This window comes from Dokdonella sp., from assembly GCF_017744955.1.
Taxonomy (GTDB): Bacteria; Pseudomonadota; Gammaproteobacteria; order Xanthomonadales; family Rhodanobacteraceae; genus Dokdonella_A.
This window is the reverse complement of sequence record NZ_JAGIAG010000001.1, coordinates 441,165-458,678: the sequence shown is the minus strand read 5'-3', so window position 1 is coordinate 458,678 and position 17,514 is coordinate 441,165. Positions and strand designations below refer to the sequence as shown.

Here is a 17,514-nt window from a genome sequence, read left to right as displayed (position 1 = left end):
CGCCTCCGCAGGCGCCGGACTACGCCGCGACGCCGTCGAGGAACGTGGCCGACGGCACGAAGAACAGCGAACCGGACACTGCCCGGCTGAAGTCGAGCAGCCGATCGTAGTTGCCCGGCGGCAGTCCGACGAACATGTTGGTCAGCATCTTCTCGATCCGCGCCGGAGAGCGCGCATAGCCGATGAAGTAGGTGCCGAACTCGCCCTTGCCGACTTCGCCGAACGGCATGTTGTCGCGCACGATCTTCACCTCTTCGCCGTTCTCCTCGATCGAGGTCAGCACGTTGTGCGCGTACGAAGCCTTGGCGGCATCGGCGAACTCGATGTCGGACAGTTTCTTGCGGCCGATGATCCGCTCCTGCTGCTCCACCGGCACGGCCTCCCACGCCTTCAGGTCGTGCAGGTATTTCTGCACGATGACGTAGCTGCCGCCGGCGAACGTCGGGTCTTCCTCGCCGATGATCGCCGCGTCGACGGCCTCCTGGTTCACCGGATTCTCGGTGCCGTCGACGAAGCCGAGCAGGTCGCGCTGGTCGTAGTACTTGAAGCCGTGCACCTCGTCGGTCGCGGCGACCGCATCGCCGAGGCGCATCATGATCTGCGTCGCCAGTTCGAAGCACAGGTCCGGGCTCGCGGCGCGGATGTGGAACAGCAGATCACCCTGCGTGGAGACGGCGCGATGCTTGCCCTCGATCTCGCGAAACGGATGCAGCGTGGCCGGTCGCGGCGCACCGAACAGCCGGTCCCAGGTGGCCGAACCGAAGCCCATCACGCAGCTGAGGCCACCGACCAGATCGCGGAAGCCGACCGCCCGCGTCAGCGAGGCGAGGTCGCCGCAGAGCGCTTTCACGGCCTCGTCGCCGCGCGGCGCCGGCTTCAGCGTGACGACCAGAAAAATCGCGGCGCGCGTGAGTCCGGAGACGACCGGCTGCGCGATGACGGTAGGCATCCCAATTTCCTCCTCATTGGCGCTTCCGAGCATCGGCGAAGGTGGGGTGGCAAAGCAACGGCCGAGGTGGGCCGGATCGCCCCGATGCTCGCCATGGGCGCGCGGCGCATCCGTCGGTTCGATACAGGCCCGGCCGCAACCGCTGTTCGGTGACGAAAAACTCTTCAGCCCCTGCCCGCGCGGACGGCCGTCGACGAACGCCGTGCCTTCGGGCGCGAGACGGGGACCGTGCGCCGGCACGGGCGTGCGACGAGGCGTGGATGCCGCATGCCGCCGCGCCGGTCGCCGAACGCGGCGCGACCGCCGCTACAATCGCCCGGTCTGCGCCAGGGAACCGGACGGTGGCCGAATCCGACGCAATCACCTCGCTTCTGCACAGATTGTCGCGCGGAGAATCGCGCGCCGAGGCCGAACTGCTGCCCTTGGTCTACGCCGAACTGCGCGCGATCGCGGCGCGCCATCTGCGCGGCGAACGTGCAGGACACACCCTGTCGCCGACCGCCCTGGTGCACGAGGCGTGGATGCGGCTCGACGGCGACGACACGCTGGCGCCGGCCGACCGCCGCCAGTTCTTCGCCATCGCGGCGCGGCGCATGCGCCAGGTGCTGATCGACCACGCGCGCCAGCGCGACGCGGCCAAGCGCGGCGGTCCCGCGCGCGAAGCGGTCACGCTGTCCTCGCTGACGACCGGCGAGGAAAACAGCGTCGATCTGCTCGCGCTCGAACAAGCGCTGGAGCAATTGCAGGCGTTCGACGCGCGCAAGGTGCAGGTGGTCGAGCTGCGCTACTTCGGCGGCCTGGACATGAGCGACATCGCCGAAGTGCTCGGCATCTCGCGCGCGACGGCGCAGCGCGACTGGGACGTCGCGCGCACCTTCCTGTATCAGGCGCTCGCCTGAGCCGGCGACGATCGTGTGCCGTGCACGGCGCGGGGAACGCCGAGGCTCACGTCACTGCTCGGGCGTCATCTCGTACACGTCGCCGTTCGGATCGCGCACGAAATAGCGGCCGTCGACGTCGCGCTGATAGACGTAGCCGTTCTGGTCGGTGTACGGCGCGGCGTCGCCGACGTAAGGCAGCGAAACGCGATTGCCGTTGCCGGGATCGACCCAGGTGCGCTCGCCGCCGAGCACCTGGCGGAAGGACGCCTGGTTGTCGGAGAAGTGCGCGTTGCCGTCGGCAATCGCGTTGGAGAGGTTCCGCTCGGCCTCGCGCACGCCGGCGTAGGCGGCCCTCTCGCGACGCTGGTTGTCCCCTTCCGTCTGGCGATAGCGGGCGATGCCCGGCGCGCTGAAATGCCCGGTCGCCAGATACTGGTAGGCGAAATCGGGGAACGACAGCCTGCCGCCGTTCGCGAGATGCTGCCGGTACATGGCCTGGCATTGCGGATCCTGCATCGCCTGCGCGACGAGGGTCTGCGTCCGCTGCTGCATTTGCGCGTTCATCGCCTGCTGCTGTTGCTGCACCTGCCGGATCATCGCACCGTAGTCGGGCCCGAGGTCGTAGCCGCCGTACTGGACCTGGGCGGAGACTGCGGAAGCGAACGAGACGGTGAGCAGGATTGCGGCGATACGGAACATGTCGGTGTCCTCCGGGACGGCCTTGCGAATCGAGGTTCGTCGGGATGGCGCGAAACGGCGCGCCCGTGTCGCACGCCGCCGCGTCACCGGTTCCAGCCGGCGCGCGGATCGGCCACGGGCGACGCCGCGCCCGGCGCCATCGATGCGGGCTGCGCGCGCTGCGTCGGCCGGCCTGCGGCCTGCCACGCTTCCAGGCCGCCGCGATACCAGAGCACGTTCGTGTAGCCGAGACGGATCGCGCGCAGGGCGGCGTTGTAGGACATCCAGCACTGCGACGAGGCGCAATAGAACACCAGCGGCACGTCGCGCCGGCCTTGCGTGGTCTGCTGCAGGAACTGGCCGAACTGCTGCTGCGTCGCGTCCTGGAAGCTGCCGGGCTGGCTCGCCGGCACGGCCGCGATCGCGCCGGGCAAGGTCTCCGGCCCGCCGAGCACGTCGAACACGCGCGCGCCGAGCGAACGGTCGCCGAGCAGGGCGACCAGGCCCGGCGTGGTGACCACCTGGCCGCCTGGGACCGACGCCGGCGTCGGTCCGTGCATCGCTCCGGCGTGCAGTTCGGCAGTCGGCGGAACACCGAAATCCTGGCGTTCGACTGGCACGCGCGGATCCGGATTCGCCGGCAGCGGACCGCTGCGCGAATTCATCGGCTGGCCGGACGGGAAGGACGCCGGCGGCGGCGCCATTCCCGGCGGCGCGGACGGAGCGGCGAACGACGGCGGCGGCGCGCCGTATGCCGGAGGAGCCGAAGGCATCGGATAGCCGGGCGGCGCGTTCGGCATTCGCGCGGCGGCCGCGAACGAACGCTCCGGCGCCGGATCGCCGTCGCGCGTGAACCAATGCAGGACCGCGGTCGATGCGGCGACCGCGAGAACGAACAGGACTGCGGTGTGGGAGCTGCGCACGGGGCTTCTCGTCGTCGTGGGAGGTCGTTGCGCGAACTCCGCCTCGCCGGTTGCCGACGGCGGATGCGGAACTCGCGGCACTGTGCGGAGAGGCGCAGAATCGACGCCGGGTGTCGCACACGCCGACGGGAAGGGGATCCATGACGACCGCAGCGAACGACTCCGTCGTCGCCCTGAAGCTGTTCGAGGCTGCGCTGGAGCGACCCGAGGCGGAGCGGCGCACCTGGATCGAAGCCGCCGCCGCGAGCCCGGCCGAATGCGCCGCGGCGCTGCGCCTGCTCGACGCACACGGGGCCAGCGCCGGATTCCTGGAGCCGCAAGCCGCATCGACGCCGACGCAACTGGGGCCGTACCGGCTGCTCGAACCGCTCGGCCGCGGCGGCATGGGCCAGGTCTGGCTGGCCGAACGCCGCGACGGCGCGTTCGAACAGCGCGTCGCGATCAAGGTACTGGCCAGCGTGCTTGGCGACGCCGACTCGATCCGCCGCGCCGAAAGCGAACGCCAGTTCCTCGCCTGGCTCGATCATCCGCACATCGCGCGCGTGCTCGACGGCGGCGCCACGCCGCACGGACAACCGTACGTGGTGATGGAATACGTCGACGGCGAACGCATCGACGCCTGGTGCCGCACGCGCGCGCTCGACCTGCGTTCGCGCATCGAGCTGTTCCTGCAAGTGCTGGCGGCGGTCGACGCCGCGCACCGCGCGCTGATCATCCACCGCGACATCAAGCCGGCGAACATCCTCGTCGACGCCCAGGGCCAGGCCAAGCTGCTCGACTTCGGCATTGCCAAATCGCTCGACGGCCGCCTCGCCGGCGCGACGCGCACCGGCCTGATGCCGCTGACGCCCGAGTACGCCAGCCCGGAACAGCTGCTCGATCGGCCATTGACCACGGCCTGCGACGTCTACGCGCTCGGCCTCGTGCTCGACGAACTGCTGACCGGCCGCATGCTGCACGCCGGCGTCGCGCCGACCGAACGGATGCGGCGCATCGAAGCGTCGTCGCCGACGCGGCCGAGCGCGCGCGTGGACGCGCAGGCGCTGGCGCTACCGCCGCGCGCCGCGGTCGAGTGGAAAAAGCGCCTCGGCGGCGATCTCGATCGCGTCGTGCTGAAGGCGCTCGAAGCCGAGCCGCACCGCCGCTACGACTCGGCGCGCGCCTTCGCCGACGATCTCGAGCGCTGGCTCGCGCACCGTCCCGTGCAGGCGCGCGCGGGCGGGTTCGGCTACCGGGCGGCGAAGTTCGCGCGGCGCAACCGCTGGGCCGTCGCCGGTGCCGGCGCCGCGCTCGGTGCGCTCGTACTCGGCGGCGCCGCCGCGCTGTATCAGGCGCAGCGCGCGCGCGCCGCGGCGGAACGCGCCGAACGCGCGAACGAGTTCCTGGTCAGCATCATCGGCTACTCCGATCCGCGCGTCAGCAATCAGTCCGTTCGGCTGGTCGACGCGCTCGACTACGCAGCCCTGCAGATTCCGGCCAAGCTCTCCGATCAGCCCGAACTGGAAGCGAGCATCCGCAAGATCCTCGGCGAGGCCTACACCAATCTCGACCGCCTCGACGAAGCCGAGCAGCAGCTGGCGCGCGCGGCGGTACTGTTCGCGCCGAGCGGCGGCACCGAGTACGCCTCCACGCTCGACCTCCAGGGAATGCTCGCGTGGCGGCGCGACGACGCCGCGACCGCGGAGCGTCTCGTGCAGCAGGCCATGACCGCGTGCCGGCGCGATCCGTGCGACCTGCAACAGCGCGCGACGAACCTGAGCGACTACAGCGTCGTGCTCGGCGGCACGGGGCGGCAGGCCGAAGCCTTGCCGTTCGTCGAGGAAGCGCTGCGCCTGCAGGAAAGCGCCAGCGGCGTCGATCCGTCGAACCTGGCCACGACCTGGTCCAACCTCGGCGCGATCCGCGTCGGCCTCGGTCGGTTCGACGCCGCGCAGGACGCCTTCGCGCGGTCGACGCGCCTGTTCGAGTCGGTCGTGCCGATGCCCGAGCTGGCCATCTCGGTGAACCTCAACAACCAGGCGCGCCTGCTGCAGAAGCTCGATCGACTCGCCGAGGCGGTGCCGCTGCAGGAACGTGCCGTCGCGCTCAAGCGCAAGGTCATGGGGCCGGACTGGCCGCAACTGGTGCGGCCGCTGACCAGCCTGGCCGAGTACTACGCGGGCGTCGACCGCCACGTCGACGCCGGCGGCAGCATGCGTGAAGCGTTGCGCCTGGCGCCGGGCCTGCTCGCCGAAGACGACGCCGATCTGGGCGACCTACACGAGCGCGCCGCCGCCGTGTTCCTGTCCGGCGGCGATGCGCCGGCGGCGGCCGCGCAAGCGAAGATCGCGCTGGCGGTGTACGCGCGCGCGAAGTCGCTCGAACCCGGCCGGCAGGAAAAGGCGCGGGCGACGCTCGCGGCGGCGACCGAAATCGCGGCACGCACGCACTGACGGATGCGACCGGCGCGCAGCGCCGGCATTCCGCTTCGAACGATCGAACGCGTCGTGCGACAGGCTGGCGCCGTTTCGCGCCATCTCCTCCGAACTCGCGCCGCGTCGTGCGCGAAGAAAAGGGGTGAATCATGTTCGGAAGCTCGAGCGGCACGCCGGTTCCCGGCGCGGCGGCGCGCGCGCGGCGGAAATCTCCGCGGCGCTGGGCGCGCTGGGCGCTGACCTCGCTCTGTTGCCTGGCGGCGTCGGCGGGCGCGCAGACGCCCGCCGCCCTGGGACGGCCGAACCTCAACATCGCGACCAACGGCCAGGTGCTCGACATCGTGCGTCTGCCCGACGGCAGCGTCGTGTTCGGCGGAAACTTCTCCTCCGTCAACGGCACGCCGCGTTCCTATCTCGCCAAGCTGCGGCCGGACGGCACGCTCGACCCGACCTGGAATCCGGCGCCGGACAACAGCGGTGGCTCGCTGTCCTTCGGCACCGTCAGCGCCCTGGCCGCCGATGCCGCCGGCGACGTCTACGTCGGCGGCACCTTCACGCACATCGGCGGACAGGCGCGACAGAACCTCGCCAAGCTGTCCGGCAGCGGCAGTGGAGCAGCCGATGCGGAATGGAACCCGTCCGCCGACGGCTACGTCCGCGCACTCGCCCTCGACCGCGACGGCGCCCTCTATGCCGGCGGCGGCTTCGGTCGCATCGGCGGGCAGTCGCGCGCGAGTCTCGCCAAGCTCTCCGCCACCGCCGCCGGCACGGTCGATCCCCTGTGGGATCCGGCGCCCGACGGAACCGTCAGCGCGATCTGGATCGACCCGGCCGGCTCCGTCTACGCCGGCGGCTGGTTCACCTCGATCGGGGGCCAGAGCCGGCGCAACCTCGCCAAGCTGTCCGTCAGCGGCCCGGGCGCGGCCGACGCCGCGTGGAATCCGCGTCCCAATCGCGACGTCGCGGCCCTCGTCGGCGACGCCGGCGGACATCTCTACGTCGCGGGCTCGTTCAGCGACATCGGCGCGCAGCCGCGCACCGGACTGGCCCGGCTGCTCGCCGACGGCCGTGCCGATGCGACCTGGAACCCACGCTTCGAGCGCGGCGGCGATCCGGTCTTCGTCGACGCGATCGCGCTCGATGCCGACGGTCGCCTCTACGCCGGCGGCGGCTTCACCACGGTCGACGGCGACGCGCACGCCTGTCTCGTGCGGCTCGCCGCATCCGGCAGCGGCGCGGTCGATTCGAGCTGGAACGTCGGCGCGAACGACCACGTCTCGGCGCTGGCGACGAGCGCCGATCGCGTCTACGCCGGCGGCATCTTCGGCGAGATCGGTGGCGCGGCGCGACTCGGCTTCGCGGTCGTCTCCGCCGCCGGCACGGTCGGCGCGGCGGTCGACGCGGAGACGCCGCCGCAGGTGAACGCGCTGTGGCGCCAGCCCGACGGCGGCCTGATCGTCGGCGGCGCGTTCCAGAAAGCGGACGGCCTGCCGCGCAAGAACCTGCTGCGCGTCAAACCCGACGGCACGCTCGACACCGGCTGGAATCCGGCGCCGGACGACGTCGTGCTGGCGCTCGGCGGCGACGGCGCAGGCAACGTCTACGCCGGCGGCGCTTTCTTGCGCATCGGCGGCCTCGAACGCGGCCGCATCGCCAAGCTCGCGGGCAGCGGTGGCGCCGTCGATCCGGCCTGGAACCCGTCCGCCGACGACAGCGTCGCCGCGCTCGCCGCCGACGGCGCCGGGAACGTCTACGTCGGCGGCGCGTTCGGTCGCATCGGCGGCGCGGCACGCAACCGCCTGGCGCGGCTCGCCGCCAGCGGCCTCGCCGATCCGTCCTGGGCCGCATCGGCCGACCGCAGCGTCGTGGCGCTGGCGCTGACGACGAGCGGCACGCTGTACGTCGGCGGCTACTTCTCGACCGTCGGCGGAGAGGCACGCAGCCGCCTCGCCCGGCTTTCCGTCACCGGGGCGGTCGACACGAGCTGGAATCCGTCACCAGACGATGACGTCGGCGCGCTCGCCCTCGACGCCTTCGGCAACCTCTTCGTGGGCGGCGCGTTCAGCCGCATCGGCGGACAGGCACGCGACCGCATCGCGAAACTGTCGGCCGGCGGCAGCGCCGATGCGAACTGGAACGCGTCCGCCGGCGACGCCGTCAACGCGCTCGTCGTCGACGCACAGGGCGACGTCTACGCCGCCGGATTCTTCCAGCACATCGGCGGCACGGATCGCGACTTCGTCGCCAAGCTCCTGCCCGCCGACGGCGCGGCCGATCCCGACTGGAATCCGGGCGCGAATTCCGGCATCGCCGCGCTCGCGTTCGACGCCGCCGGCAACCTCGTCGCCGGCGGCTCCTTCGACGTCATCGGCGGGCAGCGGCGCAAGGGGCTGGCCGCGCTGCCGTCGCGCTTCGTCGATCCGATCTTCGCGGACGGCTTCGATCCGCACCTCCCGCATCGATCTGCCGAGGAACTCCCGTGAAATCACGCCCCTTCGCCGGCACGCTGGCCGCCCTGCTCGCGTCGTTCCCGACGACCGCGGCCACCGTCGTCGACTTCGCCGACTTCGGCGACTGCTCGACGCTGCAGCTCAATCACGACGCGGTCTGCGTCGACGACGTTCTGCGCCTGACCCCCGCACTGGAGCTTCGCGACGGCAGCGCGTTTCCGGTCGTGCCGATCGCGCTCGGCGCGGATGCCGCCTTCAGCACCGCGTTCTCGTTCCGCCTTCACGACGGCGGCGGTCCGTTCGCCGACGACTCCGGACTCGGCGCCGACGGCTTCGTGTTCGTGCTGCAGCCGCTGGCGGCGACGGCCACCGGCGACGGCGGCGACGGGCTGGGCTATCGAGGCATCGCCAACAGCCTCGGGATCGAGTTCGACACCTTCACCCTGTCCACGTCCGCCACCGAACCGAACGGCAACCATCTCGGCGTCGATCTCGACGGCTCGACCGATTCGCTGCGTGCGGTAACGATCGCGGAAGCGCCGTTGAACGACGGCGGGATCTGGTACGCCTGGATCGACTACGACGGCGCGACGCTCGAAGTCCGCGCGAGCCGCACTCCCGAGCGTCCCGCGGGCAGGCGCATGTCCTACCTGCTCGATCTGCCGGCCACCCTCGGCGGCACCACCGCGTTCGCCGGATTCACCGCCGCGACCGGCGGATCGTACGAGGCGCACGACATTCTCCGCTGGCGCTTCGTCGACGCCTACGCACCGATCGGCGAAGACCGCATCTTCCACGACGGCTTCGAGCGGGCGACGTTCGCCGGCGAGGGCCAGGAGGACTGGTAGCATCGCGATCGCGTCCGCGCCAGGCGGCGTGCAGCGGAGCCCGCCCGAATGTTCGCCACCACCGACCTCTGCGACGCGCATCCGGACCTGCAGGTCTGCGCGCCGGTCTTCCACGACTACGGCGGCGCCGGCGCCTTCCACGGGCCGATCGCGACGCTGAAGGTGTTCGAGGACAACGCGCTCGTGCGCGCGACCCTGGAGCGGCCCGGGGAAGGCCGCGTGCTGGTCGTCGACGGCGGCGGTTCGCTGCGCTGCGCGCTGGTCGGCGGCCAGCTCGGCATGCTCGGCGTGAACAACGGCTGGGCCGGCGTCCTCGTCCACGGCTGCGTGCGCGACCGCGCCGAACTCGCCGCGCTGGCGATCGGCGTGAAGGCGCTGGCGACGCATCCGCGCAGGAGCGAGAAGGGGCTGCACTCCGGACACGCCGGGCGCATCGTCGAATTCGCCGGCGTCCGCTTCGCGCCCGGTGCCTGGCTCTACGCCGACGCCGATGGCATCGTCGTCGCCGATCGCGCGCTGTATTGAGCGGGGAAAGCAGGAAGCCGGACGCGGATCAGGGCGCAAGAAGCGCGGATGGAGCGGAAGATTTCCTTTTTCTTGTCCGTGCCTTTTGCGCTCTGATCCGCGTCCGGCTTTTTCGCCTTCCGCTACCGCGGCGCAGGGCTCGGCAGCGCCGCCGTGTCGCGTCCGTTCAAGCGGCGCAGGATGCGCGAGAGGAAGCGGAACAGCTTCGGCAGCCACCAGATCAGCACGAGCAGGAACAGCGCGAGCGCGCCGAGCAGCAGGAGCGGATGCTGGATCGCGAGGAACAACACGCCGAGCGTGAGGCCGTCCTCGCCGGCGCTGGCGGTCCAGTTGGTGAAGGGCTCCGGTGAGGTATTGATCGCGGCGCGCCCGCCGCTCTTGGCCAGATGCGTGCCGCTGGTGATCAGGCCGCCGACGATCGCCGCAGCCATCTGCGCCGCCGGGGTCGAATCGCCCATCGCGCCCCAGGCGAGGAATGCGCCGGCCGGAATGCGGATGAAGGTGTGCAACGCGTCCCACACCGAATCGAAGCCCGGCAGCTTGTCGGCGAGGAACTCGCCCACCGCCATCACGCCGGCCGCGACCAGCACCCAGGCGTGCTGCAGCACGGCCAGCTGCTCGGGCAGTTGCAGGTAGCCGTAGCGCCCGAGCAGGCCGACGATGAAGATCGTCACGTACAGCCGGATGCCACTGGCCCAGGCCAGACCGCCGGCGAGAGCGAGTTGCGACAACGAGTCCATGGGGGATGTCCTCCGCGAAGGCGGATGCTACGACGTACCAGCTTAACGATCCGTTGCACCGGCCGGCGAACGATCGGCAGCGGCGGACCGATCGGCGGCGCTGCGCCGCAGCGGGTTTCTGCTAGCGTGACGCTCCCGCCACGGCCCTCGCCTCTCCCATGCTCCGCTGGATTCTGCTCGTGCTGGCCCTGCTCGGACTCGCGCTCGCCTTCATCGCGAAGTCGCCGGGGTTGCTCGGCATCGGGCTGCTGCTCGGCTTCATCGGCACGATCGGTTTCGTGCTGGGCCTGGCCGCCGACCGCATCGCCGAGAACGCGCGGCCGGATACGGCGATGGCCTCGGTGGAGGAACTCGTCGCGCTGAGGAAGCCGCGCGGCGCGGCGCCCGATTCCCGCGCCGCGCCCACGCGCGCTCCCGCCGGACGCGACGACGACGCGTCCTGAGAGAGGCGCCGCACCGGCACGCGGCCGCCGCTCCCGCCTCCGTTTTCGTCACCGACGCGCGCGCTTCACTGCGCCGCACCATGCGTCTGTCACTGGACTGCGGCACAATCCGGCGGTCGCACGAGCGACATCATCGCGGGAGGTTGGCGTGGGCATCGAAGCGATTCTCGTCTTCCTGATTGTGGGTGCGGTAGCGGGCTGGCTCGCGGGGCAGATCGTCAAGGGGCATGGTTTCGGCCTGGTCGGCAACATCGTCGTCGGCATCATCGGCGCGTTCATCGCCGGCTGGCTGCTGCCGCAGGTCGGTCTCGCCATCGGCGGCGGAATCATCGCCGCGATCATCAACGCGCTGATCGGCGCCGTGATCTTGTTGTTCCTGATCGGGTTGTTCAAACGAGCCTGATCGTCGCGCGGTCGCAAGCCGCAACGAAAAAGGGCCGGAATTCCGGCCCTTTTTTTTTCTGCGCGAAAGGACGGGACTATTTGGTGATGTCGACGTCCTTGGTCTCCGGCAGGAACAGCATGCCGATCACGAAGGTCATCGCGGCGACGATCACCGGATACCACAGGCCGCTGTAGATGTTGCCGGTCGCGGCGACGATGGCGAACGCGGTGAACGGCAGGAAGCCGCCGAACCAGCCGTTGCCGATGTGGTACGGCAGGCTCATCGAGGTGTAGCGGATGCGCGTCGGGAACAGTTCGACCAGCCAGGCCGCGATCGGCCCGTAGACCATCGTGACCAGCAGCACCAGGTAGGTCAGCAGCAGCACCGTCATCGGCGCGTTGATCTGCGCCGGATTCGCCGCGCTCGGGTAGCCGCCGCTCTTCAGCGCGTCGCCGAGCTGCTTGCCGAACGCGTCGGACTGCGTCTTGAAATCCTCCTTCGACAGCGCCTCACCCTCGAAGCTGGTCAGCGTCGCGCCGCCGATGCTGACCGTGGCGATGCTGCCGGCCGCGCCGGGCGCGTTGGTGTACGGAATGCCCTTCTTCGCCAGCGCCGACTTGATGATGTCGCAGGACTGCTTGAAGGTCGCCTTGCCGACCGGGTCGAACTGGAACGCGCAACGCGAAGGATCGGCCGTGACCGTCACCGGCGCCGCCGCGACCGCCGCCTCGAGCGCCGGATTGACGTTGTGCGTGAGCGCCTTGAACACCGGGAAGTAGGTCAGCACCGCGAGCAGGCAGCCGCCGAGCACGATGATCTTGCGGCCGATCTTGTCCGACAGCCAGCCGAAGAAGATGAAGCCGGCGGTGGCCAGCGCCAGTGCGATCGCGATGTAGATGTCGGCCTGGTTGCCGTCCATGCCGAGCGTCTTGGTCAGGAAGAACAGCGAGTAGAACTGGCCGCCGTACCAGACCACCGCCTGGCCGGCGGTCGCGCCGAGCAGGGCCAGCAGCGCGATCTTGCCGTTCTTGGAGAAGAAGCTCTCGGTGATCGGCGCCTTCGACTGCTTGCCCTCGGCCTTCATCTGCTGGAACAGCGGCGATTCGTTGAGCTGCATGCGGATCCACACCGACACGCCGAGCAGGATCACCGACACCCAGAACGGAATGCGCCAGGCCCAGTCCTCGAACGCTTCCTTGCCGAAGTAGTTGCGGCAGCTCCAGATCACCAGCAGCGACAGGAACAGGCCGAGCGTGGCGGTGGTCTGGATGAAGCTGGTGTAGAGGCCGCGCTTGCCGTTCGGCGCGTGCTCGGCGACGTAGGTCGCCGCGCCGCCGTACTCGCCGCCGAGGGCGAGGCCCTGCAGCAGGCGCAGGGTGATCAGGATCACCGGCGCGGCGATGCCGATCGTCGCGTAGCTCGGCAGCACGCCGACCAGGAAGGTCGACAGGCCCATGAGCACGATCGTGATGAGGAAGGTGTACTTGCGCCCGATCATGTCGCCGAGCCGCCCGAACACCAGCGCGCCGAACGGCCGCACGGCGAAGCCGGCGGCGAACGCGAGCAGGGCGAAGATGAACTGGCTGGTGTCGTTGAGGCCGCCGAAGAATTGCTTGCCGATGATCGCGGCGAGCGAACCGTAGAGGTAGAAGTCGTACCACTCGAACACCGTGCCGAGGCTGGAGGCGACGATGACGCGCCGGTGGTTGGTGCCGAGTCCGCCGCCGGACGGGATCGAAGATGCCACGGTTGCCATGATGTGATTTCCCCAGGATTGGGTCCCGATCGCTCGCCGACCGATCAGAACGTGTACAGCGCGCTCAGGCTGAGCTGGTTGCCGCTGGTGGTCTTGCGTTCGAGGGCGGCATTGGTCGAATCGAGCTTGGCGTGCAGCCATTCGATGCCGAGCTGGTATGGCCCGCTGGCGTACTGCACGCCGAGCGCCGCCTGGCGGCTCTTCAACAGGCCGGTCGAACCGTTGCCGATCCAGCGCACCACGTCGTCCTCGTCGGACTTCTGGTAGGCGTAGAACGCATTGGCGCTCCAGTGCTTGGTGAAGCTGTAGCCGGCTTGCGCGAAGCCGCCGACCTCGCCGATGTCGCCGAACTGCGACAGGTTGCCGAAGATCTGGCCGAGGCCCTTGCCGCCGTAGACCAGCGCCTTGAAGTTCCACGGGCCCGGTTTCCAGATGCCGCCGACTTCGCCGCCGGTGCTCTTCAGGCTCGACTTGATCGGCGTCGGCGCGGCGCCGTCGACGCCGCGCAGGTCGACCTTGCTGTAGTGGCCGGCCGCGTAGGCGATCCAGTCCTCGCCCTGCGCGCGGATGCGCGCCTCGATCTGCGGCTGGAAGTCGGCGTTGCCGGCGGAAAGGTAATTCACGTTGTCGCCGGGCCCGTTCCAGGAGCCGTCGAACGCGCCGACGTCGACGCGCCATTTCGTCCCTTCGCCGCCGTGGTTGAGGTCCTGCATCCACACCACGCCGGGGAAGCGCCAGCCGACGAAGCCGGCGCCGTAGCCGAGCGGGAAAGCCAGGTGCGACAGCGAGGTCGGCACGTTGTCGAGCGGGAACATCAGGTCCCACTGCTGGCCGATGCGGATCTTGCTGCCGGTGGAAGCGTTGTCCAGATCGAGATACGCCTGGCGCAGACGCGGCGTCGGCTGCTGCCGGCTGTAGGGGCCGGTGCCGTTGAAGCCGCCGAAGAAGTCCATCTCGATGCGGCCGCCGCCGCGCCAGTCGTCGTCGAGCTTCGCGCCGGTGATGTCGAGCCAGAAGCGCGTATTGCGCACGTCGAAGCCGCTGGTGCGGCCGTGCGAACCGGGAATCGGCGTCTCCGCGTTCTGGCCGTTGCCGAAGCGGAAGCTCTTGTCCTGCGTGAACGCCGTCGCGCTGACGAAGCCGTGGAAGGCGACCGACAGGCCCGGCGCGGTGGTGAAGGTCGGCGGCGCCTCCTTCGCCGGCGCCGCGGGTGCGGGCGGCGGAGGTGGCGGCGCCTGCACGATCTGCGGCGGCGCGTTGCGCTGCGCCTTCACCTCGGTCATCAGTTCCTGCAACTGGCGTTCCAGTTCGTCGACGCGTTTCTCCAGCGCCGCCTCGCGTTTCGAATCGGCCAGCGCCGCGCCCGGCAGGGCGAGCAGACAGGCCAGCGCGAGCGTACTTTTCCTGACGAGCACTCTCTTGACGGTCATCGCCATCCCTCCCGATCGGCCAAGCGTTCCCGCAGCTTGCGCGGCGGTCCGGCGAGCGACCATTCGCCATTGGTCGTGGTCGCGACCAAAGTCGAACCTCCGCGCCGGCGCGCGTCGCGTATCGCGCGTGGCACACTGGCCGTCCGTGTTGCACTGCAAACATTGCGTCCGGCCCGCGTCGAAGCCCGTTGCCGGCACACGGGAGAGGCGGCCGGAAACGGCATGCCGATCGGAAATGCCTTTGAGATAGGAAGAAGAGGAGAGGAGCCCATGTCGACCCTGCACCCCGTCTCGCCCGAATTCGCCGCGCGCGCGCGCGTCGACAAGGCCGCCTACCAGCGCGACTACGCCGAATCGGTGCGCGATCCGGAAGGTTTCTGGCGCCGCATCGGCCAGCGGCTCGACTGGAGCAAGCCGTACACGAAGATCAAGGACGTCTCCTTCGACGCCGACGATTTCCGCATCCGCTGGTACGAGGACGGCGAATTGAACCTCGCCGCGAACTGCCTCGACCGGCACCTGGAGCAGCGCGGCGACAAGACCGCGATCATCTGGGAAGGCGACGACCCGCACGATTCGCGCCGCATCAGCTATCGCGAGCTGCACGCCGAGGTGTGCAAGGCGGCCAACCTGCTGACCAACCTCGGCGTGAGGAAAGGCGACCGCGTCGCGATCTACCTGCCGATGATTCCGGAAGTCGCGGTCGCGATGCTCGCCTGCGCGCGCATCGGCGCGATCCACATGGTCGTGTTCGCCGGCTTCTCGCCCGATTCGCTGGCCAGCCGCATTGCCGACGCGGGCTGCAAGCTGGTCATCACCGCCGACGAAGGCCTGCGCGGCGGCAAGAAGGTGGCGTTGAAGGTGAACCTCGACGAGGCGCTGCAACGCAAGGACACCAACAGCGTCGAGACCGTGCTGGTGGTCAAGCGCACCGGCGGCGCCGTCGCGATGCAGACGCCGCGCGACCGCTGGTGGTCGGCGTTGATGGACGGCCAGAGCACCGAGCACGCGCCGGTCGCGGTCGAGGCCGAGCATCCGCTGTTCATCCTCTACACCTCCGGCAGCACCGGCAAGCCGAAAGGCGTGCTGCACACCACCGGCGGCTACTCGGTCTACGCCAGCTACACGCACGAATGCGTGTTCGACCTGCGCGAGGACGACGTCTACTGGTGCACCGCCGACGTCGGCTGGGTCACTGGCCACAGCTACCTGCTGTACGGCCCGCTCGCCAACGGCGCCACCACGGTGATGTTCGAGGGCGTGCCGAACCATCCCGATTCCTCGCGCTTCTGGCAGGTGGTCGACAAGCACAAGGTCACGCTGTTCTACACCGCGCCGACCGCGATCCGTGCATTGATGCGCGAAGGCGAGGCGCCGGTGAAGAAGACCTCGCGCGCGAGCTTGCGCGTGCTCGGCTCGGTCGGCGAGCCGATCAATCCGGAAGCCTGGGAGTGGTACTGGCGCGTGGTCGGCGACGGCCGCTGCCCGATCGTCGACACCTGGTGGCAGACAGAGACCGGCGGCATCCTGATCACGCCGCTGCCCGGCGCGATCGACCAGAAACCGGGCTCGGCGACGTTGCCGTTCTTCGGCATCACGCCTGCGATCGTCGATGCGGGCGGCGCGATCCAGGACGGCGCCACCGAAGGCAACCTCGTCCTCACCGACGGCTGGCCCGGCATGATGCGCACGGTCTACGGCGACCATCAGCGCTTCATCGACACCTACTTCAAGACCTACCCTGGCATGTACTTCACCGGCGACGGCGCACGCCGCGACGAGGACGGCTACTACTGGATCACCGGCCGCGTCGACGACGTCATCAACGTCTCCGGCCATCGCCTCGGCACCGCCGAGGTCGAAAGCGCGCTGGTCGCGCATCCGAAGGTCGCCGAGGCCGCCGTGGTCGGCTGCCCGCACGACATCAAGGGCCAGGGCATCTACGCCTACGTCACGCTGAAATCCGGCGAGACACCGAGCGAGGAACTGCGCAAGGAATTGATCGCCTGGGTGCGCAAGGAGATCGGCCCGATCGCCTCGCCGGACTTCCTGCAATGGGCGCCGGGCCTGCCGAAGACGCGTTCGGGCAAGATCATGCGCCGCATCCTGCGCAAGATCGCCGAGAACGCGCCGGACCAGCTCGGCGACACTTCCACGCTGGCCGACCCAGGCGTGGTGCAGAACCTGGTCGACGAGCGTCTGCTGCGCTGAGGCCGGCCGGGCCTGCTCGCCGCGCCGCGCGATGCGCGCGCGGTTCGTCGCTGCGATCGCGCGGACTCCAGCCTCGCCCTTCCGCCACGCGCTGACCGAAAGTCGAATTGCCTCGCCGGCGCGCAGCCGGCAAGCTGCAGCCTTGCCGTCCCTGCGAGACGAACGCGCCGTGCGCGAAATCCTGATCGCCGACGACCATCCCCTGTTCCGCGACGCGCTCAAGCGCGCCGTGCTGCAGGCGCTGCCCGGCGCGGTACTGCACGAAGTCGACAGCGTCGCCGCGCTGCATGCCGAGATCGAAGCGCACGCGGAGATCGAACTGCTGCTGCTGGACCTGCACATGCCCGGCGCCAGCGGGTTCTCGGCGCTGGTGCACACGCGCGCGCAGCATCCGGGCCTGCCGATCATCGTCGTCTCCGCGCACGAGGAAGCGCAGGTCATCCGCCGCGCGATCGCGCACGGGGCGTCGGGCTACATCCCGAAATCGGCTTCCGTCGAGACGATCGTCGAGGCGGTGCGCAAGGTCCTCGGCGGCGACCTGTGGGTGCCGATGGCCGTGCGCGGCGGCGGCGTGCCGCTGAAACCCGCCGAAGCCGACGTCGCCGCGCAGGTCGCGCAGCTGACGCCGCAGCAGTTCCGCGTGCTGAACATGATCGCGGAAGGCTTGTTGAACAAGCAGATCGCCTACGAACTCGGCGTTTCCGAGGCGACGGTCAAGGCGCACATGACCGCGATCATGCGCAAGCTCGGCGTCTCCAACCGCACGCAAGTCGCCCTGCTCGCGAGCCATCTCGCGGTCGACGCGGACGCGCTGGCCGGCGGCGACGCGATGCTGGCCACGGACCCGCACTGAACTTCGATGCGCGGGATGCGATCGTAAT

Annotated in this window: 15 protein-coding genes; 9 read left to right on the top strand and 6 right to left on the bottom strand. The window is 69.9% G+C overall.

Annotated features, from left to right (window positions below; all coding sequences use genetic code 11):
* Positions 1-19 precede the first annotated feature (19 nt).
* Positions 20-949 (bottom strand): Dyp-type peroxidase, encoded by a 930-nt coding sequence (locus J7520_RS01870; RefSeq protein WP_291183193.1) that lies wholly within the window; start codon positions 947-949, stop codon positions 20-22.
* A gap of 341 nt (positions 950-1,290) precedes the next feature.
* Here J7520_RS01870 and J7520_RS01865 point away from each other — a divergent pair, with 341 nt between their 5' ends.
* A complete protein-coding gene (locus tag J7520_RS01865; RefSeq protein ID WP_291183191.1) occupies positions 1,291-1,848 on the top strand; it encodes an ECF-type sigma factor in 558 nt (185 codons plus the stop codon).
* Positions 1,849-1,899: 51 nt separating this feature from the next.
* Here J7520_RS01865 and J7520_RS01860 read toward each other — a convergent pair whose 3' ends face one another.
* Positions 1,900-2,529: a hypothetical protein gene (locus J7520_RS01860; RefSeq protein WP_291183189.1), complete on the bottom strand. Its 630-nt coding sequence runs from the start codon at positions 2,527-2,529 to the stop codon at positions 1,900-1,902.
* Between the two features lie 83 nt (positions 2,530-2,612).
* Positions 2,613-3,431, bottom strand: a complete 819-nt coding sequence (locus J7520_RS01855) for a rhodanese-like domain-containing protein (RefSeq protein ID WP_291183187.1) — start codon at positions 3,429-3,431, stop codon at positions 2,613-2,615.
* Positions 3,432-3,571: 140 nt separating this feature from the next.
* Between J7520_RS01855 and J7520_RS01850 the strand changes: the two genes are divergently transcribed.
* From J7520_RS01850 to rraA, 4 genes are all read left to right on the top strand, one after another.
* Positions 3,572-5,863, top strand: coding sequence for a serine/threonine-protein kinase (locus tag J7520_RS01850; RefSeq protein ID WP_291183185.1), 2,292 nt, complete (start codon positions 3,572-3,574; stop codon positions 5,861-5,863).
* 131 nt (positions 5,864-5,994) lie between these two features.
* Entirely contained in the window at positions 5,995-8,328 is a 2,334-nt protein-coding gene (locus J7520_RS01845) for a delta-60 repeat domain-containing protein (RefSeq protein ID WP_291183183.1), read from the top strand.
* Positions 8,325-9,143: an L-type lectin-domain containing protein gene (locus J7520_RS01840; protein ID WP_291183180.1), complete on the top strand. Its 819-nt coding sequence runs from the start codon at positions 8,325-8,327 to the stop codon at positions 9,141-9,143. The genes J7520_RS01845 and J7520_RS01840 overlap by 4 nt, the downstream gene beginning before the upstream one ends.
* A 48-nt stretch (positions 9,144-9,191) precedes the next feature.
* The gene (gene rraA / locus J7520_RS01835) at positions 9,192-9,668 is read left to right on the top strand and encodes a ribonuclease E activity regulator RraA (RefSeq protein WP_291183178.1); all 477 of its coding nucleotides are present in this window, start codon (positions 9,192-9,194) and stop codon (positions 9,666-9,668) included.
* Positions 9,669-9,790: 122 nt separating this feature from the next.
* Here the strand turns inward: rraA and J7520_RS01830 are convergent, their stop codons facing one another.
* Entirely contained in the window at positions 9,791-10,408 is a 618-nt protein-coding gene (locus J7520_RS01830) for a DUF4126 domain-containing protein (protein ID WP_291183176.1), read from the bottom strand.
* Positions 10,409-10,566: 158 nt separating this feature from the next.
* On the opposite strand from J7520_RS01830, the gene J7520_RS01825 reads away from it, so the two are divergent.
* Both J7520_RS01825 and J7520_RS01820 read left to right on the top strand, forming a co-directional pair.
* Positions 10,567-10,851, top strand: coding sequence for a hypothetical protein (locus J7520_RS01825; RefSeq protein WP_291183174.1), 285 nt, complete (start codon positions 10,567-10,569; stop codon positions 10,849-10,851).
* A gap of 148 nt (positions 10,852-10,999) precedes the next feature.
* A complete protein-coding gene (locus J7520_RS01820; protein WP_291183172.1) occupies positions 11,000-11,254 on the top strand; it encodes a GlsB/YeaQ/YmgE family stress response membrane protein in 255 nt (84 codons plus the stop codon).
* A 76-nt stretch (positions 11,255-11,330) separates the two neighbouring features.
* On the opposite strand, the gene J7520_RS01815 is transcribed toward J7520_RS01820, so the two are convergent.
* On the bottom strand, positions 11,331-12,992 hold the full coding sequence (locus J7520_RS01815; protein ID WP_291183170.1) for an MFS transporter: 1,662 nt from the start codon (positions 12,990-12,992) through the stop codon (positions 11,331-11,333).
* 44 nt (positions 12,993-13,036) lie between these two features.
* Positions 13,037-14,422 carry a hypothetical protein gene (locus tag J7520_RS01810; protein WP_291183168.1) on the bottom strand — a complete coding sequence of 462 codons (1,386 nt, stop codon included), beginning with the start codon at positions 14,420-14,422 and terminating at the stop codon, positions 13,037-13,039.
* Between the two features lie 270 nt (positions 14,423-14,692).
* Between J7520_RS01810 and acs the strand changes: the two genes are divergently transcribed.
* Both acs and J7520_RS01800 read left to right on the top strand, forming a co-directional pair.
* Positions 14,693-16,633 carry an acetate--CoA ligase gene (gene acs, locus J7520_RS01805; RefSeq protein ID WP_291183166.1) on the top strand — a complete coding sequence of 647 codons (1,941 nt, stop codon included), beginning with the start codon at positions 14,693-14,695 and terminating at the stop codon, positions 16,631-16,633.
* A gap of 169 nt (positions 16,634-16,802) precedes the next feature.
* Positions 16,803-17,486 (top strand): response regulator transcription factor, encoded by a 684-nt coding sequence (locus J7520_RS01800; protein WP_291183164.1) that lies wholly within the window; start codon positions 16,803-16,805, stop codon positions 17,484-17,486.
* Positions 17,487-17,514: the final 28 nt, after the last annotated feature.